General features: G+C 59.5%; 21 protein-coding genes. 18 read left to right on the top strand and 3 right to left on the bottom strand.

Going from position 1 to position 25,630, the window contains the following annotated elements:
- Nucleotides 1–2: 2 nt before the first annotated feature.
- The 10 genes from lpxB to ispD all read left to right on the top strand — a co-directional run bounded on the left by lpxB (nt 3) and on the right by ispD (nt 13,322).
- On the top strand, nt 3–1,145 hold the full coding sequence (lpxB, locus tag KBY02_RS16505; RefSeq protein ID WP_024651769.1) for a lipid-A-disaccharide synthase: 1,143 nt from the start codon (nt 3–5) through the stop codon (nt 1,143–1,145).
- Nucleotides 1,146–1,156: 11 nt separating this feature from the next.
- A complete protein-coding gene (gene rnhB, locus KBY02_RS16500) occupies nt 1,157–1,810 on the top strand; it encodes a ribonuclease HII (RefSeq protein WP_024639907.1) in 654 nt (217 codons plus the stop codon).
- A 68-nt stretch (nt 1,811–1,878) separates the two neighbouring features.
- Nucleotides 1,879–5,400, top strand: coding sequence for a DNA polymerase III subunit alpha (gene dnaE / locus KBY02_RS16495; protein WP_225650622.1), 3,522 nt, complete (start codon nt 1,879–1,881; stop codon nt 5,398–5,400).
- Nucleotides 5,401–5,528: 128 nt separating this feature from the next.
- Nucleotides 5,529–6,476 carry an acetyl-CoA carboxylase carboxyl transferase subunit alpha gene (gene accA / locus KBY02_RS16490; protein ID WP_003364825.1) on the top strand — a complete coding sequence of 316 codons (948 nt, stop codon included), beginning with the start codon at nt 5,529–5,531 and terminating at the stop codon, nt 6,474–6,476.
- Nucleotides 6,477–6,611: 135 nt separating this feature from the next.
- Nucleotides 6,612–7,949: a tRNA lysidine(34) synthetase TilS gene (gene tilS / locus KBY02_RS16485; RefSeq protein ID WP_225650621.1), complete on the top strand. Its 1,338-nt coding sequence runs from the start codon at nt 6,612–6,614 to the stop codon at nt 7,947–7,949.
- A gap of 263 nt (nt 7,950–8,212) precedes the next feature.
- Nucleotides 8,213–9,844, top strand: a complete 1,632-nt coding sequence (locus KBY02_RS16480; protein WP_003364819.1) for a CTP synthase — start codon at nt 8,213–8,215, stop codon at nt 9,842–9,844.
- A 14-nt stretch (nt 9,845–9,858) separates the two neighbouring features.
- Nucleotides 9,859–10,704: a 3-deoxy-8-phosphooctulonate synthase gene (kdsA, locus tag KBY02_RS16475; protein WP_058398425.1), complete on the top strand. Its 846-nt coding sequence runs from the start codon at nt 9,859–9,861 to the stop codon at nt 10,702–10,704.
- A 138-nt stretch (nt 10,705–10,842) separates the two neighbouring features.
- Nucleotides 10,843–12,129, top strand: coding sequence for a phosphopyruvate hydratase (gene eno / locus KBY02_RS16470; protein WP_003339565.1), 1,287 nt, complete (start codon nt 10,843–10,845; stop codon nt 12,127–12,129).
- A 190-nt stretch (nt 12,130–12,319) separates the two neighbouring features.
- Entirely contained in the window at nt 12,320–12,598 is a 279-nt protein-coding gene (gene ftsB, locus KBY02_RS16465) for a cell division protein FtsB (RefSeq protein ID WP_003314315.1), read from the top strand.
- 13 nt (nt 12,599–12,611) lie between these two features.
- Nucleotides 12,612–13,322 (top strand): 2-C-methyl-D-erythritol 4-phosphate cytidylyltransferase, encoded by a 711-nt coding sequence (gene ispD / locus KBY02_RS16460; protein ID WP_004406223.1) that lies wholly within the window; start codon nt 12,612–12,614, stop codon nt 13,320–13,322.
- Between the two features lie 7 nt (nt 13,323–13,329).
- On the opposite strand, the gene KBY02_RS16455 is transcribed toward ispD, so the two are convergent.
- Entirely contained in the window at nt 13,330–14,226 is an 897-nt protein-coding gene (locus KBY02_RS16455) for a LysR family transcriptional regulator (protein WP_004406220.1), read from the bottom strand.
- Nucleotides 14,227–14,330: 104 nt separating this feature from the next.
- Here KBY02_RS16455 and KBY02_RS16450 point away from each other — a divergent pair, with 104 nt between their 5' ends.
- From KBY02_RS16450 to rpoS, 8 genes are all read left to right on the top strand, one after another.
- Nucleotides 14,331–15,443, top strand: coding sequence for an S-(hydroxymethyl)glutathione dehydrogenase/class III alcohol dehydrogenase (locus KBY02_RS16450; RefSeq protein ID WP_003314319.1), 1,113 nt, complete (start codon nt 14,331–14,333; stop codon nt 15,441–15,443).
- 96 nt (nt 15,444–15,539) lie between these two features.
- The gene (fghA, locus tag KBY02_RS16445; protein WP_004406217.1) at nt 15,540–16,385 is read left to right on the top strand and encodes an S-formylglutathione hydrolase; all 846 of its coding nucleotides are present in this window, start codon (nt 15,540–15,542) and stop codon (nt 16,383–16,385) included.
- A gap of 53 nt (nt 16,386–16,438) precedes the next feature.
- Complete coding sequence (gene ispF / locus KBY02_RS16440) at nt 16,439–16,912, top strand: 2-C-methyl-D-erythritol 2,4-cyclodiphosphate synthase (RefSeq protein ID WP_011266985.1); 474 nt, start codon at nt 16,439–16,441, stop codon at nt 16,910–16,912.
- Nucleotides 16,909–17,967, top strand: coding sequence for a tRNA pseudouridine(13) synthase TruD (truD, locus tag KBY02_RS16435; protein WP_011266986.1), 1,059 nt, complete (start codon nt 16,909–16,911; stop codon nt 17,965–17,967). Before ispF ends, truD begins: the two co-directional genes overlap by 4 nt.
- The gene (gene surE, locus KBY02_RS16430) at nt 17,955–18,704 is read left to right on the top strand and encodes a 5'/3'-nucleotidase SurE (RefSeq protein ID WP_004406214.1); all 750 of its coding nucleotides are present in this window, start codon (nt 17,955–17,957) and stop codon (nt 18,702–18,704) included. Before truD ends, surE begins: the two co-directional genes overlap by 13 nt.
- Before the next feature lie 41 nt (nt 18,705–18,745).
- Complete coding sequence (locus KBY02_RS16425) at nt 18,746–19,381, top strand: protein-L-isoaspartate(D-aspartate) O-methyltransferase (protein ID WP_004406213.1); 636 nt, start codon at nt 18,746–18,748, stop codon at nt 19,379–19,381.
- Between the two features lie 208 nt (nt 19,382–19,589).
- Nucleotides 19,590–20,456, top strand: a complete 867-nt coding sequence (locus KBY02_RS16420; protein ID WP_004406211.1) for a peptidoglycan DD-metalloendopeptidase family protein — start codon at nt 19,590–19,592, stop codon at nt 20,454–20,456.
- Between the two features lie 103 nt (nt 20,457–20,559).
- The gene (gene rpoS / locus KBY02_RS16415; RefSeq protein ID WP_003314325.1) at nt 20,560–21,567 is read left to right on the top strand and encodes an RNA polymerase sigma factor RpoS; all 1,008 of its coding nucleotides are present in this window, start codon (nt 20,560–20,562) and stop codon (nt 21,565–21,567) included.
- Between the two features lie 542 nt (nt 21,568–22,109).
- On the opposite strand, the gene fdxA is transcribed toward rpoS, so the two are convergent.
- Together fdxA and mutS are read right to left on the bottom strand one after the other, a co-directional pair.
- Nucleotides 22,110–22,433: a ferredoxin FdxA gene (gene fdxA / locus KBY02_RS16410; protein ID WP_003314327.1), complete on the bottom strand. Its 324-nt coding sequence runs from the start codon at nt 22,431–22,433 to the stop codon at nt 22,110–22,112.
- A gap of 259 nt (nt 22,434–22,692) precedes the next feature.
- Nucleotides 22,693–25,260: a DNA mismatch repair protein MutS gene (mutS, locus tag KBY02_RS16405; protein WP_172980092.1), complete on the bottom strand. Its 2,568-nt coding sequence runs from the start codon at nt 25,258–25,260 to the stop codon at nt 22,693–22,695.
- Nucleotides 25,261–25,630: the final 370 nt, after the last annotated feature.

The following is a 25,630-nucleotide window of genomic DNA, read 5'->3' as shown; positions in this document are numbered from 1 at the left end:
CCATGACCAGTCCACTCTGTATCGCTCTGGTCGCGGGTGAAGCATCCGGCGATATCCTCGGATCCGGTCTGATGCGTGCCCTCAAGGTGCGCCATCCCGACATCCGCTTCATTGGTGTCGGCGGTCCGTTGATGGAAGCCGAAGGCATGCAGTCCTCCTTCCCGATGGAGCGCCTGTCGGTGATGGGGCTGGTTGAAGTGCTCGGGCGACTGCGCGAGCTGCTGGCCCGGCGCAAGCTGTTGGTCCAGACCCTGATCAATGAAAAGCCGGACGTCTTCATCGGCATTGACGCGCCTGACTTCACGCTCAATATCGAACTTCAGCTACGTCGCGCCGGGATCAAGACTGTGCACTACGTCAGCCCGTCGGTCTGGGCCTGGCGTCAGAAGCGTGTGCTGAAGATTCGTGAAGGCTGTGACCTGATGCTGACCCTGTTGCCATTCGAAGCGCGTTTCTACGAAGAGCAGGGCGTGCCGGTGCGTTTTGTCGGTCATCCGCTGGCAGACACCATCCCTCTGGAGTCTGATCGTGCAGGTGCTCGCGCAGGCCTGGGATTGGCGCAGGAGACGCCGGTTGTCGCGCTGATGCCGGGCAGCCGGGGCGGTGAAGTGGGGCGTCTGGGCGGGTTGTTTTTCGACACGGCCGAGCGGCTGCTTGCCCGGCGCCCAGAGCTGCGCTTCGTACTGCCCTGCGCCAGCCCGCAGCGACGGGCTCAGGTGGAGCAGTTGCTGCAGGGGCGTGATCTGCCCGTCACGCTGCTCGACGGCCAGTCGCATGTTGCTCTGGCCGCGTGCGATGCGGTACTGATAGCCTCCGGCACCGCGACCCTGGAGGCGCTGCTTTACAAGCGCCCCATGGTGGTTGCCTATCGCCTGGCGCCGCTGACCTTCTGGATACTCAAGCGAATGGTCAAAAGCCCTTACGTGTCGCTGCCCAACCTGCTGGCCCAGCGTCTGCTGGTGCCTGAGCTGCTGCAGGACGACGCTACGCCAGAAGCCCTGGCGCGTACGCTGCTGCCATTGATCGACGACGGTCGCGAGCAAACCGCCGGTTTTGATGCCATTCACCGGATCCTGCGCCGCGATGCGTCCAATCAGGCCGCCGATGCGGTATTGAGCCTGCTCGGACGGTCGCCTTCACTGTGAGGTCGCCCATGATGCAAACAGGTCTGGATTTTACCCTCGTCGAGGACCTGGTGGCGGGTGTTGATGAAGTGGGTCGCGGCCCGCTGTGCGGTGCCGTGGTAACCGCCGCCGTCATTCTCGACCCGACCAGGCCCATTCTCGGTCTCAATGACTCGAAGAAACTGACCGAAGCCAGGCGCGAAAAGCTCTACGTCGAAATTCAGGAGAAAGCCCTGTGCTGGTTCATTGCCAGGGCTGAAGTCGAAGAGATCGACCAGCTGAATATCCTCCACGCCACGATGCTGGCCATGCAGCGCGCCGTTGAGGGGTTGAGTATCACGCCCAGACTGGCGCTTATCGACGGCAACCGCTGCCCGCAGTTGTCGGTGCCCTCGGCGCCGGTGGTAAAGGGTGACTCCAAGGTGCCTGCCATAGCTGCCGCCTCGATTCTTGCCAAGGTGAGTCGAGATCGGGAAATGGCAGCGTTCGAACTCATCTATCCGGGTTATGGCATCGGTGGGCACAAGGGTTATCCTACCCCGGTGCATCTGGAAGCACTGGCCCGGCTCGGGCCGACGCCCATTCATCGGCGTTCCTTCGCTCCGGTGCGTGCAGCCCATGAAGCGCGCGCAACGATAATGATGGGCGGCTCGATTTCGCCTTCAGTCGGGTTGCTGCAGGACTGACGTTTCACTCCGGGCCAGCTACAATCCTGCCCTTCGTTTTTTGTATTTTCGCGTTTTATAGGATCACCATGCTGGCTTCTTTCGTTCATCTACGCCTGCACACCGAATATTCGCTGGTTGACGGTCTGGTCCGGGTCAAACCGTTGATCAAGGCGCTGACCGGCATGAACATGCCCGCCGTGGCGGTGACCGACCAGAACAACATGTGCTCGCTGGTCAAGTTCTACAAGGCCGCCCAGGGCTCCGGAATCAAGCCGATCTGCGGTGTCGACCTGTGGCTGGCGGGCAGGGACGAAGATGCCGCGCTCAGCCGCATCAGCCTGCTGGCCATGAATGCCCAGGGTTACCGTAACCTGACCGAGCTGATTTCCCGAGGCTTTATCGAAGGCCAGCGCAACGGTCAGATCGTCATTCAGCGTCAGTGGGTCGCGCAGGCCAGTGAAGGCGTGATTGCGCTTTCTGCGGCCAAGGAAGGCGAGATCGGCATGGCCTTGCTCGGCGGCAATCCGGGGGAGGCTGACGAACTGCTGCGCGAGTGGCTGGAAGTCTTTCCTGACCGCTTCTATATCGAAGTGCAGCGCACCAACCGCGCCAATGACGAAGAACATCTGCACGCTGCGGTGGCCCTGGCCGAGCGTCACGGTGCACCGCTGGTGGCGACCAACGATGTGCGCTTCATCAAACAGGCCGATTTCGAAGCTCACGAAACCCGTGTGTGCATCGGTGAAGGGCGTGCGCTGGACGACCCGCGTCGCTCGCACAACTACAGCGATCAGCAATACCTGAAAAGTCCGGAAGAAATGGCCGAACTGTTCAGCGATCTGCCGGAGGCGCTGGAAAACACCGTCGAGATTGCCAAGCGCTGCAACATCGACGTCAAGCTGGGCACGCACTTCTTGCCCAACTTCCCGATTCCCGATGGCATGACCATTGATGAGTATTTCCGTAAGGTCTCCTTCGACGGCCTCGAAGAGCGTCTTGCAGTCCTGTTGCCCAAGGACACGACCGAAGATTACGAAGCCAAGCGTCAGGTGTATGTCGACCGGCTGAATTTCGAGCTGGATATCATTATCCAGATGGGCTTTCCCGGTTACTTCCTGATCGTGATGGACTTCATCCAGTGGGCCAAGAGCAACGGCGTACCGGTGGGGCCGGGTCGTGGTTCGGGTGCCGGGTCGCTGGTTGCCTATGTGCAGAAGATCACCGACCTCGACCCGCTGGAATATGACCTGCTGTTCGAACGCTTCCTGAACCCGGAACGGGTTTCCATGCCCGACTTCGACGTCGACTTCTGCATGGATGGTCGTGACCGGGTGATCGAATATGTGGCCGAGAAGTACGGTCGCAACGCGGTCAGCCAGATCATCACCTTCGGTTCCATGGCCGCCAAGGCGGTGGTGCGTGACGTGGCGCGGGTGCAGGGCAAGTCTTACGGGCTGGCTGATCGTCTGTCGAAGATGATCCCGTTCGAGGTCGGCATGACCCTCGAAAAAGCCTACGAGCAGGAAGAGATTCTTCGCGATTTCCTCAAGGTCGATGAGGAAGCTGCGGAAATCTGGGAGATGGCGCTCAAGCTCGAAGGCATTGTGCGTAACGTCGGCAAGCACGCCGGTGGTGTGGTTATTGCCCCGACCAAGCTGACCGACTTCTCGCCGATCTATTGCGACGAGGCCGGTGACGGTCTGGTGACCCAGTTCGACAAGGACGATGTCGAGGCTGCGGGACTGGTGAAGTTCGACTTCCTCGGTCTGCGTACCCTTACCATCATCGACTGGGCACTCAAGACCATCAACCGCGACCGCGCCAAGGTCAACGAAGAACCGCTGGACATCGCGTTCATTCCGCTCGATGACATGCCGACTTATCAGTTGCTGCAGCGCGCCGAGACCACGGCAGTGTTCCAGCTCGAGTCGCGCGGCATGAAAGAGCTGATCAAAAAGCTCAAGCCCGACTGTCTGGAAGACCTGATCGCACTGGTGGCCCTGTTCCGTCCCGGCCCGCTGCAATCGGGCATGGTCGACGACTTCATCAACCGTAAACACGGTCGCGCCGAGCTGTCCTATCCGCACGTCGATTACCAGTACGAAGGCCTCAAGCCGGTACTGGCACCGACCTACGGCATCATCCTGTATCAGGAACAGGTGATGCAGATCGCCCAGGTCATGGCCGGTTACACCCTTGGCGGTGCGGACATGCTGCGTCGTGCCATGGGTAAGAAAAAGCCCGAGGAAATGGCCAAGCAGCGCGGTGGTTTCATCGATGGCTGCAAGACCAATAATATCGACCCGGACCTGGCCGGTAACATCTTCGACCTGGTGGAAAAGTTCGCCGGTTACGGTTTCAACAAGTCCCACTCCGCGGCCTACGGGCTGGTGTCGTACCAGACTGCCTGGCTGAAGACTCACTACCCGGCGCCGTTCATGGCGGCGGTATTGTCGGCGGATATGCACAACACCGACAAGGTCGTGACCTTGATCGAAGAAGTGCGCACGATGAAGCTGCGCCTCGATGCGCCGGACGTGAACACCTCGGAGTTCAAGTTCACGGTAAGTGACGATGGCCGCATTCTTTATGGCCTTGGTGCGATCAAGGGGGTAGGCGAGGGGCCGGTCGAGGCGATTACCGACGCGCGCCAGAACGGGCCGTTCAAGGACCTGTTCGACTTCTGCGCCCGCGTCGACCTCAAGCGGGTCAACAAGCGAACCCTGGATGGGCTGATTCGCAGCGGTGCGCTGGATCGCCTCGGGCCGTACTTCGAACTGGAGCCCAAGGCCTATCAGGCCAATATCGACCGTAACCGTTCGGTGCTGCTTGCCGCACTGGAAGAAGCCATTCAGGCAGCAGAGCAGACGGCGCGCAGTCGCGACAGTGGTCACTCGGACCTGTTCGGCGGCCTGTTCGTCGAAGCGGATGCCGATGTCTACGCCAACCATCGCAAGACCCGCGAGCTGAGCCTCAAGGATCGTCTGCGTGGCGAGAAGGAAACCCTGGGGCTGTACCTGACCGGGCATCCGATCGATGAATATGAAGGCGAGATCCGCCGGTTCGCCCGGCAACGGATCATCGATCTCAAGCCGGCAAGAGACACTCAGACGGTGGCAGGTCTGATCATTGCCCTGCGCGTCATGAAGAACAAGAAGGGCGACAAGATGGGGTTCATTACCCTGGACGATCGCTCGGCGCGCATCGAGGCGTCGCTGTTTGCCGAAGCCTTCCATTCGGCTCAGTCACTGTTGCAGACCGATGCTATGGTGGTGGTCGAGGGCGAAGTCAGTAATGATGACTTCTCCGGCGGGCTGCGCCTGCGCGCCAAGCGTGTCATGAGTATCGAGGATGCCCGCACCAATCTGGCCGAGAGCCTGCGTGTGACGGTGCGTGCCGAAGCGCTCAAGGGCGACCGGCTGCGCTGGCTGGGCGATCTGTGCAAGCGCCATCGCGGTGCCTGTCCGATCACGGTGGACTACACGGGGCAGGACGCCCGTGCATTGCTGCAATTGGGAGAAGCATGGCGGATTGATCCTGCGGACAGCTTGATTCAAGCTCTGCGTGACCAGTTCGGACGTGAGAACGTCTTTCTCCAGTATCGTTGAACGCCGCAGGCGCGACTTGCGCTCAACCCTGAATTTTAATTTCGACCTGAACGCGCCGGTTCCGAACAGGAACGGCGCAGACGGATCAACCGGCCGGCCTCTTGGCCGTCGACCCAAGACGGATGCCTATGAACCCGAATTTTCTTGATTTCGAACAGCCTATCGCTGACTTGCAGGCCAAAATCGAAGAACTGCGCTTGGTGGGTAACGACAACTCGCTGAACATCGGCGACGAGATCTCCCGGCTGCAAGACAAGAGCAAGACGCTCACCGAAAGCATCTTCGGCAACCTGACCAGCTGGCAGATCGCGCGCATGGCGCGCCATCCGCGTCGTCCCTACACGCTGGACTACATCGAAAACATCTTTACCGAGTTCGATGAGCTGCACGGTGATCGTCATTTCTCCGATGATGCGGCGATCGTCGGCGGTATTGCCCGTCTGGACAACCAGCCAGTCATGGTCATCGGTCATCAGAAAGGTCGTGAAGTGCGCGAGAAGGTTCGTCGCAACTTCGGTATGCCGCGCCCCGAAGGCTATCGCAAGGCCTGCCGTCTGATGGAGATGGCCGAGCGCTTCAAGATGCCGATCCTGACCTTTATCGACACGCCGGGCGCCTATCCGGGTATCGACGCGGAAGAGCGCAACCAGAGCGAGGCCATTGCCTGGAACCTGCGCGTGATGGCCCGTCTCAAGACGCCGATCATCGCTACCGTCATCGGTGAAGGCGGTTCCGGTGGTGCGCTGGCGATTGGTGTCTGTGACCAGTTGAACATGCTGCAGTATTCGACCTACGCGGTGATCTCTCCGGAAGGCTGCGCATCGATTCTGTGGAAGACCGCCGAGAAGGCCCCGGATGCTGCCGAAGCCATGGGCATCACCGCTGATCGCCTGAAAGGCCTGGGTATCGTCGACAAGGTCATCGCCGAACCACTGGGTGGCGCGCATCGTGACCCGGTAGCCGCCGCTGCCTTGATTCGTGAAGAGCTGAGCAGTCAGCTGGCGATGCTCAAGGAGTTCGATAACGACGAACTGCTGGCCCGCCGTTATGACCGCTTGATGAGCTACGGTCTGTAAGCTGCGTCGCCCCGATTGTTTCCACGTCTTGCGGGCTTCTGCCCGAAGGGCGTGGGAGCGAACCTGTTCGCGAAAGGGCGGGTTCGAGCACTGAAGCCGTTAGTGTGCGAACCCGTCAGGCCGGTGAAAACACCCATGACCACCCCCTCACGCACCGGTCATGATCTTTCTGTCAGGCTTCTTCAAGTCCTGGCCCCCTGGCGCAATGCGCCTGTCTGGCATGTCGGTTTCTCCGGCGGCCTCGACTCAACCGTGCTTTTGTATCTTCTGGCTGAGCTCGCCAGTCGCGAAACCCTGCCTGCGCTAAACGCCATCCACGTGCATCACGGTCTGCAGCCCGCTGCCGATGCCTGGCCAGAGCATTGTCAGCAGGTCTGCAGGACGCTCGGTGTGGCATTCGAGTCGGTTCGTGTTCAGGTCGAGCCGGGTGCAAGTCTCGAGCAGGCGGCCCGGCAGGCGCGATACAGCGCGTTCAGCGAGCGGCTGGGTGAGGGCGAGGTGCTGCTGACGGGGCAGCATCGCGATGATCAGGCCGAGACCCTGTTGTTCCGTCTGCTGCGCGGCGCAGGCGTACGCGGTCTGGCTGCGATGCCCGATCAGCGGGTGCTGGGGTGTGGGCACCTGGTGAGGCCGCTCCTGGATATGTCGCGAATGCAGCTGGAGGATTACGCGCATCGGCACGGGCTGAACTGGATCGAAGATCCCAGCAATGACGATCAGCAGTTCTCGCGCAATTTTCTGCGCAGTCAGGTACTGCCGTTGCTGACCTCCCGATGGCCACAGGCAGCGGCCAGTCTGGCGCGAACCGCACGTCACCTTGGCGAAGCGCAGCAATTGCTGGACGAGCTTGCGCTGCAGGATATTGCCCATGCCCAGGCTGCAACGTCGTTCGCTTGGATTGGCCTGCCGGTATTGAGTCTTGGGCCGATTGCCGCATTGTCCGCAGCCCGGCAGCGCAATGCACTGCGTCACTGGCTTGCACCGCTGACGCGCCTGCCGGACACCGATCACTGGGCCGGCTGGGAGGCGTTGCGCGATGCGGCGCAGGACGCGGGTCCGCTGTGGCGGCTCGCCGATGGAGCGCTGCACAGGGCGCAGGGCTGCCTCTGGTGGGTGCCCGCTGGCTGGGAGCCGCTCGGTCATCAGACAATGGACTGGTCAGACCCTGGCGCGGCGCTGCTCCTTCCCGGTAATGGCCGCGTGGTTCTGCAAGGCGAGGCGCCGTCGGGGTGTCTGCAAGTCCGCTATCGGCAGGGCGGTGAAGTGTTACGCCTGGACGGGCGTGGCAGCCGTGACCTCAAGCGCTTGCTCAACGAGCAGGCAGTGCCGGCGTTTCTGCGCGGCAGATTGCCGCTGCTGTACCTCGATAACGTGCTGCTGGCGGTCGCCAACCTGCCAGGGCTGGACGGTTCGCCCAATGAAAACTGGCGTTTGCGCTGGGTTGCGCCGACCGGCGACCAAAGTTTGAGCTGAAAGGCCCTTTCAGGTAGACTACGCTCCCTTCTTGATACAGCTTCTGTCGGCTCTTTTGAAACGACATGAGTTGCCGGTTACCAACCAGTATTTACTGGGTAATTCTTAAAATGTAGCGCACACCACACTGGCTTCGGCCGGTCGGTTTCAACGCAGCAGTTTCGGGAGTGCACCGTGAATTTTGTCGGTAATCGGGGGCTTCGGCCTTCCTTCGCTATCCCCGGCGGCTCTGACCGCTTTAACGCAGACTTCTAGGGTTTTTCATGACGCGCTACATCTTCGTCACGGGCGGTGTTGTTTCTTCATTGGGGAAAGGCATTGCCTCGGCTTCATTGGCGGCCATCCTGGAGGCGCGGGGACTCAAGGTCACCATGCTCAAACTGGATCCCTACATCAACGTGGACCCAGGCACCATGAGCCCGTTCCAGCACGGTGAGGTGTTCGTCACTCACGACGGCGCCGAGACCGACCTGGACCTTGGTCACTATGAGCGGTTCATCCGCACCACCATGACCCAGAACAACAACTTCACCACCGGCCGTGTGTACGAGCACGTCCTGCGCAAAGAGCGCCGTGGTGATTACCTGGGCGCGACCATTCAGGTCATCCCGCACATCACCGATGAAATCAAGCGCCGCATCATCAAGGGTGCAGGCGATGCCGACGTGGCGCTGGTCGAGATCGGCGGCACGGTGGGTGACATCGAGTCCCAGCCGTTCCTTGAAGCCATCCGCCAGTTGCGTTTCGAAGTCGGCGCGCGCCGCGCGATGCTGATGCACCTGACGCTGGTGCCGTATATCGCCACTGCCGGCGAGACCAAGACCAAGCCGACCCAGCATTCGGTGAAGGAATTGCGCTCCATCGGCCTGCAGCCTGATGTGCTGGTCTGCCGTTCCGATCACCCGATCGACGTTTCTTCGCGTCGCAAGATCGCTCAGTTCACCAACGTCGAAGAGCGTGCAGTCATCGCCCTCGAAGACGCGGACACCATCTACAAGATCCCGGGCATTCTGCATTCGCAAGGCCTGGACGATTTTGTGGTCGAGCGCTTCGGCCTGCAATGTGGCGGTGCCGACCTGTCCGAGTGGGACAAGGTTGTCGACGCCAAGCTCAACCCGGAGCACGAAGTGACCATCGCGATGGTCGGCAAGTACATGGAACTGCTCGACGCCTACAAGTCGTTGATCGAAGCCATGAGCCACGCCGGTATCACCAATCGCACCAAGGTCAACCTGCGCTACATCGACTCTGAAGACATTGAAAACCAGGGCACCGGCCTGCTGGAAGGCGTGGATGCGATCCTGGTTCCGGGTGGCTTCGGTCTGCGCGGCGTGGAAGGCAAGATCACGGCCGTTCAGTTCGCCCGTGAGAACAAGGTTCCGTATCTGGGCATCTGCCTGGGCATGCAGGTCGCAGTCATCGAGTTCGCGCGTAACGTGCTGGGCTGGAAAGACGCCAACTCCACCGAGTTCGACCGCACCAGCGCACACGCTGTGGTGGGGCTGATCACCGAATGGGAAGACGCCACCGGCGCGGTCGAAACCCGTACCGAAAGCTCCGATCTGGGCGGCACCATGCGTCTGGGTGCGCAAGAGTGCCAGCTTGAAGCCGGTTCGCTGGTTCACGATTGCTACACCAAGGACGTGATCGTCGAACGTCATCGGCATCGTTACGAAGTGAACAACAACCTGTTACCGCAACTGATCGAGGCCGGCCTGAAGATTTCCGGTCGCTCCGGCGACGGCGCGCTGGTTGAAGTGGTCGAAGCACCGGATCATCCATGGTTCGTTGCTTGCCAGTTCCACCCGGAATTCACCTCCACGCCCCGTGACGGTCATCCGCTGTTCAGCGGTTTCGTCAAGGCGGCACTGGCTCAACATCAGAAAAATTCCTGACAGGGACTGCAGACATGGCTCAGAAAATCATCCGCGTAGGTTCGATCGAGGTCGCCAACGACAAGCCAATGGTGCTGTTCGGCGGCATGAACGTACTCGAATCCCGGGATATGGCCATGCAGGTCTGTGAAGAATACGTAAAGGTCACCGAAAAGCTCGGTATCCCTTACGTGTTCAAGGCCAGCTTCGACAAGGCCAACCGCTCTTCGGTGAACTCCTACCGCGGGCCGGGCCTTGAAGAAGGCATGCGTATTTTCGAAGAGATCAAGCGCACCTTCAACGTGCCGCTGATCACCGATGTTCACGAGCCTCATCAGGCTGCCGTGGTGGCCGAAGTCTGCGACATCATTCAGCTGCCGGCTTTCCTGTCGCGGCAGACCGATCTGGTTGTGGCGATGGCGAAAACCGGCGCGATCATCAACATCAAGAAAGCCCAGTTCCTTGCACCCCAGGAAATGAAACACATCCTGACCAAGTGCGAAGAGGCCGGTAACGATCAGTTGATTCTCTGTGAGCGGGGTTCCAGCTTCGGTTACAACAACCTGGTCGTGGACATGCTTGGCTTCGGCATCATGAAACAGTTCGAGTACCCGATCCTGTTCGACGTAACCCACGCCCTGCAGATGCCGGGCGGTCGTTCCGATTCTGCCGGCGGCCGCCGCGCCCAGGTGCTGGACCTGGCCAAGGCCGGCATCAGTCAGAATCTGGCCGGTCTGTTCCTTGAAGCCCATCCGGACCCTGACAACGCCAAATGCGACGGGCCATGTGCCCTGCGTCTGAACAAGCTGGAGCCGTTCCTGGCCCAGCTCAAGTCACTGGATGAACTTGTCAAAAGTTTTCCGATCGTAGAGACCGCTTGAGCAGGGTTCTCCGGTAAAGTGCCGTTCCCCGTCATTCGTGACGGGGTTGTCACATTCAGGGCTGCCGGTTTTTGCGCCTGACTGTGAACATCGTTTTCCCGCTGCGTCGTTTTCGTCAATCCTGGAGTGTTTACAACAATGGCAAAAATCGTTGACATCAAAGGTCGTGAAGTTCTTGACTCCCGTGGCAACCCAACCGTTGAAGCAGATGTGCTCCTCGATAACGGCATCATCGGCAGCGCCTGCGCGCCGTCTGGCGCTTCAACCGGCTCGCGCGAAGCGCTGGAGCTGCGTGATGGCGACAAGAGCCGTTACATGGGCAAGGGCGTTCTGAAGGCTGTTGCCAATATCAATGGTCCGATCCGCGACCTGCTGCTGGGCAAGGATCCGGTTGACCAGAAGGCGCTGGATCACGCGATGATCGAGCTGGACGGCACCGAAAACAAGGCAAGCCTGGGCGCGAACGCCATCCTCGCAGTCTCCCTGGCAGCTGCCAAGGCAGCGGCACAGGATCAGGACCTGCCGCTGTACGCGCACATCGCCAACCTCAATGGCACACCGGGCGTGTATTCCATGCCGGTGCCGATGATGAACATCATCAACGGTGGCGAGCATGCCGATAACAACATCGACATCCAGGAATTCATGATCCAGCCTGTCGGCGCCAAGTCCTTCGCTGAAGGCCTGCGCTGGGGCACCGAGATTTTCCATCACCTCAAGGCGGTTCTCAAGGCGCGTGGCCTGAACACCGCAGTGGGCGACGAAGGTGGCTTCGCGCCTAACCTGGCGTCCAACAAGGAAGCGCTCGACGCCATCGCCGAGGCGGTTGCCAATGCGGGTTACACGTTGGGCACTGACGTGACTCTGGCGCTGGACTGCGCAGCGAGCGAGTTCTACAAGAACGGCAAGTACAAGCTGAGCGAAGAGGGCGAGTACAGCTCTGCCGAGTTTGCCGAATACCTTGCCGAGCTGACTCGCAAACACCCGATCATTTCCATTGAAGACGGTCTGGACGAGTCCGACTGGGATGGCTGGAAAATCCTCACCGACAAGATCGGCGAGAAAACCCAGTTGGTAGGTGACGACCTGTTCGTGACCAACACCAAGATCCTCAAGGAAGGCATCGACAAGAAGATCGCCAACTCGATCCTGATCAAGTTCAACCAGATCGGCACGCTGACCGAAACCCTGGAAGCCATTCAGATGGCCAAGGCTGCCGGTTATACTGCGATCATCTCTCACCGTTCCGGCGAGACCGAAGATTCGACCATTGCCGACCTGGCGGTGGGCACCTCTGCCGGTCAGATCAAAACCGGTTCGCTGTGCCGCTCCGATCGCGTGTCCAAGTACAACCAATTGCTGCGCATCGAGGAGCAATTGGGCTCCAAGGCTGTGTATCGTGGTCGTGCCGAGTTTCGCGGCTGAGCCATAGATGGTAAAAAGACGCAGAGTGCTGCACGGATTCGGGTTCCCTGACTCGCCTGTGCAGCTCCGATGCTGACGCTCCGCGGTAATCTGGAGTGATTGAGCCTGGCTTATGTCAGGCTCAATGCCCTCAGTCGTTTGTTGTTCACGTTGGCTCTGCTGTCTTTTTTACTGGGTACCTGATATTTCAATGCGCAGTCCTAACTGGTTGTTCCTCGTCCTGCTCCTGTTGCTGGCTGGCTTGCAGTACCGCCTTTGGGTCGGTAACGGAAGCCTCGCGCAAGTGGCCAGCCTGACTCAGCAGATTGCCGACCAGCACGCTGAAAATCAGGTGCTGCTGGAGCGCAACCGCGTGCTTGATGCCGAGGTCATGGAATTGAAAAAAGGTCTGGAAACCGTCGAAGAGCGTGCCCGACATGAATTGGGCATGGTCAAGGACGGCGAAACCCTTTACCAGCTCGCGCAATAATCAAGTTGGTGCGATGAAAGACTTTCTTCCTGCCTTCTGGGCGGTGATACCTGCAGCGGGCATTGGTGCTCGCATGGCAGCCGACCGTCCCAAGCAATACCTGTCACTGGGCGGCCTGACAATTCTGGAACACAGCCTGCTTTGTTTTCTCGATCACCCCCGTCTCAAGGGGTTGGTGATCAGTCTGGCTGTGGACGACCCTTACTGGGCGGCATTGCCCTGCGCGCATGACACTCGCATCCAGCGCGTGGACGGCGGCAGCGAGCGCTCAGGCTCGGTGCTCAACGCGCTTCTGCACCTGCATGCGCAGGGCGCCAGTGACAATGACTGGGTGCTGGTTCATGACGCTGCGCGTCCGAATCTGGCGCGCAGTGATCTGGATAATCTGCTCGGCGAGCTGGCCGATGATCCTGTCGGCGGCCTGCTGGCCGTGCCGGCCCGCGATACGCTCAAGCGTGCCGACAGCAGCGGTCGCGTGCTTGAGACTGTGGATCGCAGCCTGGTCTGGCAAGCGTTCACGCCGCAGATGTTTCGTCTTGGGGCCCTGCATCGCGCCCTGGCGGACAGCCTGGTCTCCAACGTCAGCATCACCGATGAGGCATCGGCCATCGAGTGGGCAGGGCAGTCGCCCCGCCTGATCGAGGGGCGCTCGGATAACATCAAGGTCACTCGCCCCGAGGACCTGGAATGGCTACGTCAGCGCCGCAGCGAGTTCGGGCGCTAGGTTTTCGCTATTGGCGATATTCATCCCGCATCGCCAACCCTTCCTTAAGATAATCCACCAGCTTGCGCACCTTGGGTGACAGGTGCCTTTGCTGCGGATACAGCGCCCACACGGCGGTGTTGGGCGGTTGATGTGCCTCCAGCAACGACACCAGCGTGCCGTCGTTGAGGTGTTTCTGCACGTAGTAATCCGGCAACTGGCATAAGCCGACCCCGTGCAGCGCGGCATCCAGCACGGCCTGGCCGCTGTTACAGCGCCAGTTGCCTTGCACACGTTGGGAAAATTCACGCCCGTTCTGCTGAAGCTGCCAGGTGTCGCTGCCACCGATCAGGCAATTGTGGCGATTCAGTTCTGAAAGGCTGTGCGGCCGGCCGTAACGCTGGATGTAGGACGGCGAAGCGCACAGGTACATCTGCCGTGGCGCGAGGCGGGTTGCGACCAGACGCGAATCCTGCAGCCGACCCAGACGAATCGCCAGGTCCATGCCTTCATGAACCAGATCCAGCGTGTCGTTGCTCAGCTCGATATCGACCCGCAGGTGTGGGTACACATCCATGAAACGCGTGACCAGCGGCGTGATGAAGCGCTCCCCGTACGCCACGGCGCAGGTCATGCGCAACAACCCCTTCGGTTCGCTGGCCAGATCGCCCACGGCGCGCAGTGCTTCTTCACGGCCGTCCTGCAGGCGCTGGCAGTGATGCAGAAAGGTCTGCCCGGCTTCGGTGAGTGCGACCTTGCGTGTACTGCGGTAGAGCAGACGGGTCTGCAGGCGTTCTTCAAGACGCACGATCTGACGGCTGACGTGCGACGAGGAGACCCCGAGCCGCTGAGCCGCCGCCGTGAACTGCCCGCATTCCGCGACAGCAACGAACTCATCCAGACCTTCCCAACGATTGGTGTACATCGATTATCCCTGTACAGCATTAATGTTTTGCTTTTAGCCGCATTACTCGTCAATTGGCACTGTACTACACTGCAATCCTTGTTTTTACCCGTCGGAGAAGATTGATGATCAAGTCGCGCGCTGCTGTCGCTTTTGAAGCCAAAAAGCCATTGGAGATCGTTGAAGTCGATGTGGCCATGCCCAAGGCGGGAGAAGTGCTGCTCAGAGTAGTAGCCTCCGGCGTTTGCCACACCGATGCCTACACATTGTCCGGGGCTGACCCTGAAGGGATTTTTCCGTCGATCCTCGGCCACGAAGGTGGTGCGATTGTCGAAGCGGTGGGTGAGGGCGTGACCTCGGTGGTGGTCGGCGACCACGTGATTCCGCTGTACACCCCGGAATGCCGTCAGTGCAAGTTCTGCCGCTCGGGCAAGACCAACCTGTGCCAGGCGATTCGTGCCACGCAGGGTAAAGGCCTGATGCCGGATGGCACCACGCGCTTTTCCTACAAGGGCGAGCCGATTTTCCATTACATGGGCACCTCGACCTTCTCCGAATACACCGTACTGCCGGAAATCTCGGTGGCCAAAATCGACAAGCAGGCACCGCTGGAAAAAGTCTGCCTGCTGGGATGTGGCGTCACCACCGGTATCGGTGCGGTGCTCAACACCGCCAAGGTCAAGCCTGGTGATACCGTGGCCATCTTCGGTCTGGGCGGTATTGGCCTCTCGGCATTGATCGGTGCGGTCAAAGCCAAGGCGGCTCGAATCATCGCCATCGACATCAACCCGGCCAAGTTCGAGATCGCCAAACAGCTGGGCGCGACTGATTGCGTCAATCCGAAGGATTTCGACCGTCCGATCCAGGAAGTCATCGTCGACATGACCGATGGCGGCGTCGACTTCTCGTTTGAGTGCATCGGTAATGTGCAACTGATGCGTGCAGCGCTGGAATCCTGCCACAAGGGCTGGGGCGAGTCGGTCATCATCGGCGTGGCCGGCGCCGGTCAGGAAATCGCTACCCGTCCGTTCCAGCTGGTGACCGGGCGCGTCTGGCGCGGTTCGGCATTTGGCGGCGTGCGTGGCCGTACCGAATTGCCGAGCTATGTGGACATGGCGCAGACCGGAGAAATCCCGCTGGATACGTTCATCACCCACACCATGGGCCTGGAGGACATCAACAAGGCGTTCGACCTGATGCATGAAGGCAAAAGCATCCGCACCGTCATTCATTTTTAAGGAGCAGCGGCAAGCTGTCAGCTCCAAGCGGCAAGCACGAAGGTCTCTTACCTGCTTGTAGCTTGCGGCTTATAGCTTGCAGCTGGAGGACATCACATGCCTTTGGAAAATATTTCCTGTCAAAAGAGTTTCGGCGGCTGGCACAAGCGCTACAAGCACCACTCCCAGGTGCTGGGCTGCGACATGGTGTTTGCCGTCTATCTGCCACCGCAGGCGGAGCAGGGCGGCAAGCTGCCGGTGTTGTACTGGCTGTCCGGCCTGACCTGTACGGATGAAAATTTCATGCAGAAAGCCGCCGCCCATCGACTGGCGGCCGAGTTGGGCATCATCATCGTGGCGCCTGATACCAGTCCGCGTGGTGCAGACGTGGCAGATGACCCTGACGGCGCCTGGGACTTCGGTCAAGGCGCGGGCTTCTACCTCAACGCTACCGAGCAGCCTTATGCACGGCATTACCAAATGCATGATTACGTGGTCAAGGAGCTGCCGGCGCTGATCGAGGGGCATTTTCCGGCGTCACAGGTGCGCAGTATCAGCGGGCACTCGATGGGCGGTCACGGCGCGCTGGTCTGCGCATTGCGTAATCCGGGTCGCTATCGGTCGGTGTCGGCGTTCTCGCCGATCAGTAATCCGATCGATTGCCCATGGGGGCAAAAGGCATTCTCGCGTTATCTGGGCGAAGACCGTTCCCGCTGGCGCGAATGGGATGCCAGCGTGTTGATTGCGCAGGCGTCCGAAAAGCTGCCGACGCTGGTCGATCAGGGCGATCGTGACGATTTTCTGGTCAATCAGCTCAAGCCTGAGGCGCTGGTTCAGGCGGCCAAGGCTGCGGACTATCCGCTGACCCTGCGCATGCAGCCAGGCTACGACCACAGCTATTTCTTCATCGCCAGCTTCATTGAGGACCATCTCAGGCATCACGCTGCAGCCTTGAACAGCTAACGCGCGCCAAAGCAGGTAGAATCACGCCCTGACTTTTTTCAGGGCGTTTTTTTATGCGTATTGGCCATGGCTATGATGTGCACCGTTTCGCTGAAGGCGACTTCATTACCTTGGGCGGCGTGCGGATTGCACACGGGTTCGGCCTGCTGGCCCATTCCGATGGCGATGTCCTGCTGCATGCCTTGAGCGACGCGCTTCTGGGCGCCGCAGCGCTGGGCGATATCGGCAAGCATTTTCCCGACACCGATCCGCAGTTCAAGGGCGCCGACAGCCGCGTGCTGCTGCGTCATGTCCTCACGCTGATCCATGGCAAAGGCTGGAAGGTCGGTAATGTCGACGCCACCATCGTCGCTCAGGCACCAAAAATGGCACCGCATATCGATGCCATGCGGGCATTGATCGCTGAAGATCTTCAGGTTGAGCCGGACCAGGTCAACGTCAAGGCCACAACGACCGAAAAGCTTGGCTTTACCGGGCGTGAAGAAGGCATCGCGGTGCATGCCGTTGCGTTGTTGCTGCGCGCATGAACGAACTTGAACTGCTGGGCCCGCGAGCTTACGGCGAGGCACTGGGGCGTGCAGTCCTCAAGGCGACTGCCGAAGACTTTCAGGTCGACGAAGTGCTGGACATTCCGCTTTCCGGGGATGGCGAGCACTTGTGGCTATGGGTCGAGAAGCGCGGTCTGAACACGGAAGAGGCGGCACGTCGGCTGGCCAGGGCTGCGGGCGTTCAGCTGCGCACAGTCAGCTACGCCGGGCTCAAGGATCGCCAGGCACTGACCCGCCAGTGGTTCAGCATTCAACTGCCGGGCAAGGCCGATCCTGACCTGTCCGCGGCGCAGGACGACACGCTGCAGATTCTCAAGAGCGGCCGCCACAAACGCAAGCTGCAGCGCGGCGCCCATGCGGCCAATGGCTTCACGCTGCGTCTGACCCAGCTGGATGCAGACAAGGACGCCTTGAATCAGCGTCTTGAAACCATCGCCCGGCAGGGCATCCCCAATTATTTCGGCGCGCAGCGTTTCGGTTATCAGGGCGGAAATCTTGGCGAGGCACGCGATTACGCCGCCCGCAAGGCGCTGCCTGAGCAACGCGCGGTGCGTTCGCGACTGTTGTCCACGGCGCGCAGTTACCTGTTCAATCGGGTGTTGGCCGCCCGGGTTGCCGATGGCAGCTGGCAGAAGGCTCAGGTCGGTGATTTGCTCGCGTTCACCGACAGCCGCAGCTTTTTTCCGGCCGGGGTGGATGAATGCAGCGATCCTCGTCTGGCGATCCTCGACCTGCACCCCACCGGACCTCAATGGGGTGAAGGCCCTTCGCCGGCTGGCGGTGCGACGGCAGCGCTGGAAAATACCGTTGCCGATGACGAATCAGTGTTGCGTGACTGGCTGGTCAGAGCGGGCATGGAGCACGAACGTCGCATCCTGCGACTGCCCATTGGGCGGCTGACGTGGCATTATCCCGAGTCTGACATTCTGCAACTGGAATTCGTCCTTCCGCCCGGATGCTTTGCTACCGTTTTGGTACGCGAACTCATCGATCTGGTGCCGGTTGGGCAGACGGACAGCTCATGCGTATTCTGATATCAAATGATGACGGGGTGAATGCGCCCGGTCTTGTCGCGCTCCATGCGGCGTTGGCGGACTACGCCGACTGCGTGGTGATTGCGCCTGATCAGGACAAAAGTGGTGCCAGCAGTTCTCTGACACTCGACCGGCCCCTGCATCCGCACACCCTGGAAAATGGCTTCATCAGTGTCAACGGTACGCCCACCGACTGCGTGCATCTGGGCATTCACGGGCTACTGGAGCGTCAACCGGACATGGTGGTTTCAGGCATCAACCTGGGGGCCAATCTGGGCGACGATGTACTGTATTCCGGAACGGTCGCTGCAGCCCTGGAAGGGCGTTTTCTGCAGCGCCCGTCGTTTGCCTTTTCGTTTCTGTCACGTCAGCCGGATAATCTGGCGACGGCGGCGCATTACGCGCGTTTGCTGGTCGAGGCCCATGAGCAACTCGACCTGCCACCCCGCACGGTATTGAACGTGAATATTCCCAACCTGCCGCTCGAGCATATCCGCGGCATTCAATTGACCCGATTGGGGCATCGTGCCCGCGCTGCGGCGCCGATCAGGGTCGTCGACCCGCGTGGCCGTGCAGGCTACTGGATCGCGGCTGCCGGCGATGTCGAGGACGGCGGTGCCGGGACCGACTTTCATGCGGTCGTACAAGGCTACGTATCGATCACGCCGTTGCAACTGGATAGAACCTGTCAGGACGGATTCAGCAGCCTGAACACCTGGCTGGAGGGACTTCGTTGATGTCACGCGAGCAGGATGATTTATTGCGTCGAGGGATCGGAATGACGTCGCAGCGTACCCGCGAGCGTCTGATTCAACGCCTCTGTGAAGAGGGCATTTCCAATCAGCGGGTACTGGACGTGATTCGCAAGACGCCCCGGCATCTGTTTGTCGATGAAGCGCTGGCGCATCGCGCCTACGAAGACACCGCATTGCCCATCGGCCACAACCAGACGATATCCCAGCCCTACATGGTCGCGCGGATGAGCGAGCTGCTGCTGGCAGCAGGGCCGCTGGACAAGGTCATGGAGATCGGTACAGGGTCCGGCTATCAGACCGCTGTGCTCGCCCAGCTGGTAGAGCGAGTGTTTTCGGTCGAGCGCATCAAGGGGCTGCAGGATCGCGCCAAGGAGCGTCTGGTCGAGCTCAATCTGCGCAACGTGGTTTTTCGCTGGGGTGACGGCTGGGAGGGCTGGCCAGCCCTGGCGCCGTATAACGGCATCATCGTCACGGCGGTGGCAACCGATGTACCGCAGGCATTGCTCGATCAACTGGCACCGGGAGGCCGTCTGGTCATCCCTGTTGGCTCTGGGGAGGTTCAGCAGTTGATGCTGATCATTCGTGAAGAAAACGGTTTTTCCCGGCATGTGCTGGGGGCTGTGCGCTTCGTACCCTTGCTCAACGGGCCCATCGCTTGAAGATTGTCTGCGGTAAACAATGAATTCTGGCGTCAGTCATCGGTCTACAGCGCGCGGCCCGGAATGTTGAATGGCCTGATGGCATCATTTCCACGCAGCTGATTGATACTTAACAGCGTTTTTCAGCGGCTTATCACTGGCTGCCCGTTGCTATTACGACACAATAGGCATCTTTTTTGAATTCAGTCACCAGTAAAGGGAGTGGCGGGTGAGTCTCACAGTCATTCAGCAGCTCAGGTCTTCAAGAAGTTATCAGCGTCTGGTGATTGGCATTGCTCTCAGTGTCCTTTTGGTCGGCTGCTCCAGCTCGCCTTCAGGCGGCGTTCGCGTGGTCGATCGCAACGGCAATGCAGTCGCCCAGCGCCCGACGGTGACCACCGGCCAGTATGTGGTCAGGCGCGGTGACACACTTTTTTCCATTGCATTTCGTTACGGCTGGGACTGGAAGGCGCTGGCTGCCCGTAACCAGATCCCGGAGCCGTTTACCATCAAGCCCGGTCAGACAATTCGCTTTGACGGACGCTCCTCTTCAACGCCGAACGTGGTTTCAACGTCCGGCGCGGGGCGTCCGGTGACGTCTACATCGACCAGTACCGGCAGTTCCGGATCCGTCAAAACCACGGTCATGTCCAAACCCGTTGCGGTTGTACCTGTGGTTATACCTCCGTCGGCGACCACCGGGACAGGCCCGGCCGGCAAGTCTCCGACGGGTTGGACCTGGCCTTCGAGTGGCATTTTGATAGGAAAATTTTCCTCAAACGGCAGTTTGAATAAAGGAATTGATATCGCTGGTGATTTGGGACAGCCTGTTTTGGCAGCGTCTGATGGTTCAGTTGTTTACGCCGGAAGTGGATTACGGGGCTACGGCGAATTGATCATCATCAAACACAGCGATACCTACGTCAGTGCCTACGGTCATAACCGCAGGCTTTTGGTACGGGAAGGACAACAGGTCAAGGCAGGGCAGACGATTGCCGAAATGGGGTCAACAGGAACTGACCGGGTGAAACTGCATTTTGAGATTCGCCGCCAAGGGAAACCTGTAGATCCGTTAGGATTCTTGCCACGTCGTTGATAGTTGTCAGCCTGTTCCTGGCGTAGTAGGAACAGGCTCAAGCGTTGCCATGGAACCAGGCGATGCTGGAGCTTGAGGTCGAACTCACCAAAGGACTAAAACAATGGCTCTTGGCAACGAAGCGCCGGAGTTTGACATCGATGATGAAGTGCTCCTTATGGAAGCCGGCATTGTCCTGAAGGAAGCGTCAAACGAGAAGCAGCCAGCCGCTGTCTCGGGACGTACCAAGGTCAAGCATTCAACATCGCTCAAACAACACAAGTACATTGACTACACGCGGGCGCTCGATGCTACCCAGCTGTACCTCAATGAGATCGGTTTTTCTCCTCTATTGTCCCCGGAAGAAGAAGTTCATTTTGCGCGTCTGTCGCAAAGTGGAGATCCGGCCGGGCGCAAACGCATGATTGAAAGCAATCTGCGGCTGGTAGTGAAAATTGCCAGACGCTATGTCAATCGTGGGCTTTCATTGCTTGATCTGATCGAGGAGGGCAACCTGGGGTTGATCCGGGCGGTTGAGAAGTTCGACCCAGAGCGCGGCTTTCGTTTTTCGACCTACGCCACCTGGTGGATTCGTCAGACCATTGAACGCGCGATCATGAATCAGACGCGGACCATCCGGCTGCCGATTCATGTGGTCAAGGAGCTGAACGTTTATCTGCGTGCGGCCAGAGAGCTGACCCAGAAGCTGGATCACGAGCCCTCTCCTGAAGAGATCGCCAACCTGCTGGAAAAACCGGTAGGCGAGGTCAAGCGCATGCTGGGCCTGAACGAGCGTGTTTCGTCGGTGGACGTTTCGCTGGGGCCGGATTCGGACAAAACACTGCTCGATACCTTGACCGACGACCGTCCGACAGACCCCTGCGAGCTGCTGCAGGACGACGATCTTTCACAGAGCATCGATCAATGGCTGTCTGAACTGACCGAGAAGCAGCGCGAGGTTGTGATTCGTCGCTTTGGCTTGCGCGGGCATGAAAGCAGCACGCTTGAAGATGTAGGACTTGAGATTGGTCTGACGCGTGAGCGTGTAAGGCAGATTCAGGTCGAAGGACTCAAGCGTCTGCGCGAGATCCTTGAGAAAAACGGTCTGTCCAGCGAGTCGCTCTTCCAGTAATCCCCCCTCCGTAGCCACCATCCAGGGCCGATATAACACTGTGTGTATATCGGCCTTTTTATATGTCTTCCGTCATTCCAATGTTGCTGCACGTGCTGCCAGCAGACGCTGCTCTGCCTGGTCGATAACTACGTGCCTGTACTCATAAGTTTCAAAGCCTGTAAGTCATTGCGTACGCTTGCTGTAAGTCATTCAGTTAAGCAGAGTGAGGCTTGTCGCCAACTCGCCGGTTTTTCCATTGCAAGGCTTTGTTTTAGAAGAGGTTCTAATTCTGAAAGGCGATCTTCCAGGAAATATTCTGGAGCGTTTCGGGTGTTGCTCTCCAGGGTTAAATCTCTAATATCGAAGCTGTGCCAACGGACAGGCACAGGCCATCAAGGATGAAGGCCGGGATATTGCGGGATGCGATTCATCAGGATGATGACTAGGGAATACAGGGATCAAGGAAAAATGTGGGCGGGTCATACCGCCCCTTTTTTTATCTGCAGAAAATCGTCTTCAACAAAAAAGGCCCTCTTGAGGGCCTTTTGTCTGTATGGAATCTAGCGTTCCAGATCAGCGATCTTGCCGGTTTTGCCATCCCACTCTGCCGCATCCGGCATAGCGTCTTTCTTTTCGGTGATATTGGGCCAGATTTCAGCAAGCTCGGCATTGAGCTCAATGAAGTTTTCCATGCCGGCAGGAATCTCGTCTTCAGAGTAAATGGCTACGGCAGGGCACTCTGGCTCGCAGAGCGCGCAGTCGATGCACTCGTCCGGGTGAATCACCAGGAAATTCGGGCCTTCGTAAAAGCAGTCCACCGGACAGACTTCTACGCAGTCGGTGTACTTGCACTTGATGCAGTTGTCGGTGACGACGAAGGTCATTTCTAATTTTCTCCTCAGGCGGCTGCGGCAGAGCCCTTCCAGACAGGGATGTCAGGTTCGGGAGGTTTCCCGGCCCTATGAAAACACGTGCTTGTGGTGGGTGGCCTTGAGGCAGTAAGACTGCGTCGTCTGCTACCTCTCCCTGCTACCTACCGGCGGTTCGCTGCATTTTCACGCGGCTCGAAAAACGCCTCGACCAGGCTAAAAGCCGAGAGCGTCCCAAACCGCGCGGGATTCTAACAGTATGTAACGCTTCGCGTCACAGGCGAGTTTGCAATGTGTATAGCAAATCCAGCGCCTGTCGCGGGGTCATATCGTCGACCTTGACCTTCGACAGCTCGTCGAGCACCGGGTGCGGCAGACTTGCGAACATATCGCTCTGCTGCGGGACAGCGGGCTTGCCGGGTTTGGCGCGCGGCTGCTCGTGCGGCAGGCTGGTGGTTTCCAGACGTTGCAAGTGCTCCTTGGCGCGGCTGATGACCTTGCCCGGCACACCGGCCAGTTGCGCCACGGCCAGGCCATAGCTCTGGCTCGCAGGCCCGGGCAGGACGCGGTGCAGGAACACGATGCGCTCGTTATGCTCGGTGGCATTGAGGTGCACGTTGGTCACCAGCGGTTCGCTTTCCGGCAACACCGTCAGTTCGAAATAGTGCGTGGCGAACAGCGTGTAGGCACGCAGTTGCGCCAGACACTCGGCTGCCGCCCATGCCAGCGACAGGCCGTCGAAGGTGCTGGTACCGCGCCCGACTTCATCCATCAGCACCAGACTCTTATCGGTGGCGTTGTGCAGAATGTTTGCCGTTTCGCTCATTTCGACCATGAACGTCGAGCGTCCGCCCGCCAGGTCGTCGCTGGAGCCGATGCGCGTGAAGATCCGGTCGACCAGCGACAGTTCGCAGCTGGCGGCGGGGACGAAGCTGCCGATATGGGCCAGCAGTACGATCAGCGCCGTCTGACGCATATAGGTCGATTTACCGCCCATGTTCGGGCCGGTGATGACCAGCATGCGCGTGCTGTCGTCCAGCGCCAGGTCGTTGGCCACGAAAGGCGTACTCAGGACCTGTTCAACGACCGGATGGCGACCCTGCTCGATGCGCATGCACGGTTCGGCGACAAAGCGTGGGCAATTGAGGTCCAGGTTCAGCGCGCGTTCCGCAAGGTTGCTCAGCACGTCCAGTTCGGCCAGAGCCGCTGCCGTGTCCTGAAGCGGCGCAAGATGACCGATCAGGTCTTCGAGCAGCGTTTCGTAGAGCATCTTTTCCCGTGCCAGTGCACGGCTCTTGGCCGACAACGCCTTGTCTTCGAACTCCTTGAGTTCGGGCGTGATAAAGCGCTCGGCGCCCTTGAGGGTCTGGCGGCGTATGTAATCAGCCGGCGCCTGCTCGGCCTGCTTGCTTGGCAGCTCGATGAAGTAGCCATGCACGCGGTTGTAGCCGACTTTCAGGTTGCCGAGGCCGGTACGGGCTTTTTCGCGGGCTTCCAGATCGATCAGGAACTGACCGGCGTTTTCGCTCAGCGACTGCAGATCATCCAGTTCAGCGTCGTAGCCCGTCTTCAAAACGCCGCCGTCACGGATGACGGCTGGCGGATTGTCGATGATCGCGCGCTGCAGCAGGTCGGCCAGCTCGGGATAGGTTCCGGCAGTCTGCGCAAGTTGCTGCAGATGCGGCGCGTCCAGATCGGTCATCGCCTGTTGCAGTTCGGGCAGGGCGCTCAGTGCGTCGCGCAGGCGGGCGAGGTCACGTGGCCGCGCGTTACGCAGGCCGATACGCGCCAGAATCCGCTCGATGTCGCCGATTTCCTTGAGCTGTGGCTGCAGGTTTTCGAAGCGATAGCGTTCCAGAAAACAGGTGATCGATGTCTGCCGTGCCTGAAGGATGGTCAGGTCGCGCAGTGGCCGGTTCAGCCAGCGGGTCAGCAGCCGCGTGCCCATTGCGGTCTGGCAGCGGTCCATGACCGATTGCAGGGTGTTGTCACGGCCCCCGGACAGGTTGGTGTCCAGTTCCAGGTTACGGCGGCTGGCGGCATCGAGGATCACGGTATCGTCGAGACGTTCGTGACGCAGGCTGCGTAAATGGGGCAGGGCGGTACGCTGGGTTTCCTTGGCATAACTGAGCAGGCAGCCGGCAGCACCAATGGCCAGCGTGAGGTTTTCGCAACCGAAACCCTTCAGGTCCTGGGTTGCAAACTGCTGACACAGACTTTTATGGGCTGAGTCGCGCTCGAAATCCCAGGGTGCGCGACGTCGAGAACCACGGCGTTTCTCGGCGGGCAGACCTTGTGGCCAGTCATCCGGAATCAACAGCTCGACCGGGTTGATGCGCTCGAGCTCGGCCAGCAGGTTCTCCCAACCCTTGATCTCCAGCACACTGAAGTTGCCGCTGGTGATATCCAGTACCGCCAGGCCGAACAGGCGTTCGTCACCCAGCACGGCGGCGATCAGGTTATCGCGGCGCTCGTCGAGCAGGGCCTCATCGCTGATGGTCCCTGGCGTGATGATCCGCACCACCTGACGATCCACCGGCCCCTTGCTGGTGGCCGGGTCGCCGATTTGCTCGCAGATCACCACCGATTCGCCCAGTTTCACCAGCTTGGCCAGATAACCCTCGGCTGCGTGGTAGGGAATCCCGCACATGGGAATGCTCTGACCTGCCGACTGGCCGCGTGCGGTCAGGGTTATGTCCAGTAGCTTGGCGGCTTTCTTCGCGTCTTCGTAGAAGATCTCGTAGAAATCGCCCATGCGATAAAACATCAGCTGATCCAGGTGCTGGTTTTTGAGTTTCCAGTACTGCTGCATCATCGGAGTGTGTGCGGAGAGGTCGGAAATTGCTTTATTCATCAGTGGCTTAGGCAAGTTCTTGAGAGGAGTGAGGCAACCTTGAGACGCGACGGGTAGCCCTTGTCTGAATCAAGGGGCGTCTGCCGGGTATGTGCGATGGCGGCAAGGTTATCACGCTCGACCGGGTGGTGCAGTGACAGCGTGGCGCCCGCGTATTGGTGACCGGGCGTTTCCAGACAGCCATGCAGCTCGATTTGCCGTATAGACTTTCATCGCTGCCACTCGATCTCCGGGCGGTAACTTATAAAAAAGGATTTTTATATGAAGAACAAACGAGCAAGGGACTCTGTCAGCGGGCGCTTCATCCCTTTGGAAGAAGCCAGAAAAAGGCCGAGAGAAACCACGGTGGAAACGGTCA

It is taken from the genome of Pseudomonas sp. P129, from assembly GCF_020312195.1.
Taxonomy (GTDB): Bacteria; Pseudomonadota; Gammaproteobacteria; order Pseudomonadales; family Pseudomonadaceae; genus Aquipseudomonas; species Aquipseudomonas fragariae.
Note: the sequence above shows the minus strand (reverse complement) of the source record. Positions and strands in the feature narration are given on the sequence as shown.

What these genes read in the sequence shown, in the direction of transcription:
- KBY02_RS16455 (WP_004406220.1), bottom strand. Translation starts at nt 14,226, where the DNA reads ATGTACACCAATCGTTGGGAAGGTCTGGATGAGTTCGTTGCTGTCGCG.
- accA (WP_003364825.1), top strand. Translation starts at nt 5,529, where the DNA reads ATGAACCCGAATTTTCTTGATTTCGAACAGCCTATCGCTGACTTGCAG.
- rnhB (WP_024639907.1), top strand. Translation starts at nt 1,157, where the DNA reads ATGCAAACAGGTCTGGATTTTACCCTCGTCGAGGACCTGGTGGCGGGT.
- truD (WP_011266986.1), top strand. Translation starts at nt 16,909, where the DNA reads ATGAACGAACTTGAACTGCTGGGCCCGCGAGCTTACGGCGAGGCACTG.
- KBY02_RS16450 (WP_003314319.1), top strand. Translation starts at nt 14,331, where the DNA reads ATGATCAAGTCGCGCGCTGCTGTCGCTTTTGAAGCCAAAAAGCCATTG.
- tilS (WP_225650621.1), top strand. Translation starts at nt 6,612, where the DNA reads ATGACCACCCCCTCACGCACCGGTCATGATCTTTCTGTCAGGCTTCTT.
- fdxA (WP_003314327.1), bottom strand. Translation starts at nt 22,433, where the DNA reads ATGACCTTCGTCGTCACCGACAACTGCATCAAGTGCAAGTACACCGAC.
- surE (WP_004406214.1), top strand. Translation starts at nt 17,955, where the DNA reads ATGCGTATTCTGATATCAAATGATGACGGGGTGAATGCGCCCGGTCTT.
- ftsB (WP_003314315.1), top strand. Translation starts at nt 12,320, where the DNA reads ATGCGCAGTCCTAACTGGTTGTTCCTCGTCCTGCTCCTGTTGCTGGCT.
- fghA (WP_004406217.1), top strand. Translation starts at nt 15,540, where the DNA reads ATGCCTTTGGAAAATATTTCCTGTCAAAAGAGTTTCGGCGGCTGGCAC.
- KBY02_RS16425 (WP_004406213.1), top strand. Translation starts at nt 18,746, where the DNA reads ATGACGTCGCAGCGTACCCGCGAGCGTCTGATTCAACGCCTCTGTGAA.
- lpxB (WP_024651769.1), top strand. Translation starts at nt 3, where the DNA reads ATGACCAGTCCACTCTGTATCGCTCTGGTCGCGGGTGAAGCATCCGGC.
- ispD (WP_004406223.1), top strand. Translation starts at nt 12,612, where the DNA reads ATGAAAGACTTTCTTCCTGCCTTCTGGGCGGTGATACCTGCAGCGGGC.
- ispF (WP_011266985.1), top strand. Translation starts at nt 16,439, where the DNA reads ATGCGTATTGGCCATGGCTATGATGTGCACCGTTTCGCTGAAGGCGAC.
- eno (WP_003339565.1), top strand. Translation starts at nt 10,843, where the DNA reads ATGGCAAAAATCGTTGACATCAAAGGTCGTGAAGTTCTTGACTCCCGT.
- rpoS (WP_003314325.1), top strand. Translation starts at nt 20,560, where the DNA reads ATGGCTCTTGGCAACGAAGCGCCGGAGTTTGACATCGATGATGAAGTG.
- KBY02_RS16480 (WP_003364819.1), top strand. Translation starts at nt 8,213, where the DNA reads ATGACGCGCTACATCTTCGTCACGGGCGGTGTTGTTTCTTCATTGGGG.
- dnaE (WP_225650622.1), top strand. Translation starts at nt 1,879, where the DNA reads ATGCTGGCTTCTTTCGTTCATCTACGCCTGCACACCGAATATTCGCTG.
- kdsA (WP_058398425.1), top strand. Translation starts at nt 9,859, where the DNA reads ATGGCTCAGAAAATCATCCGCGTAGGTTCGATCGAGGTCGCCAACGAC.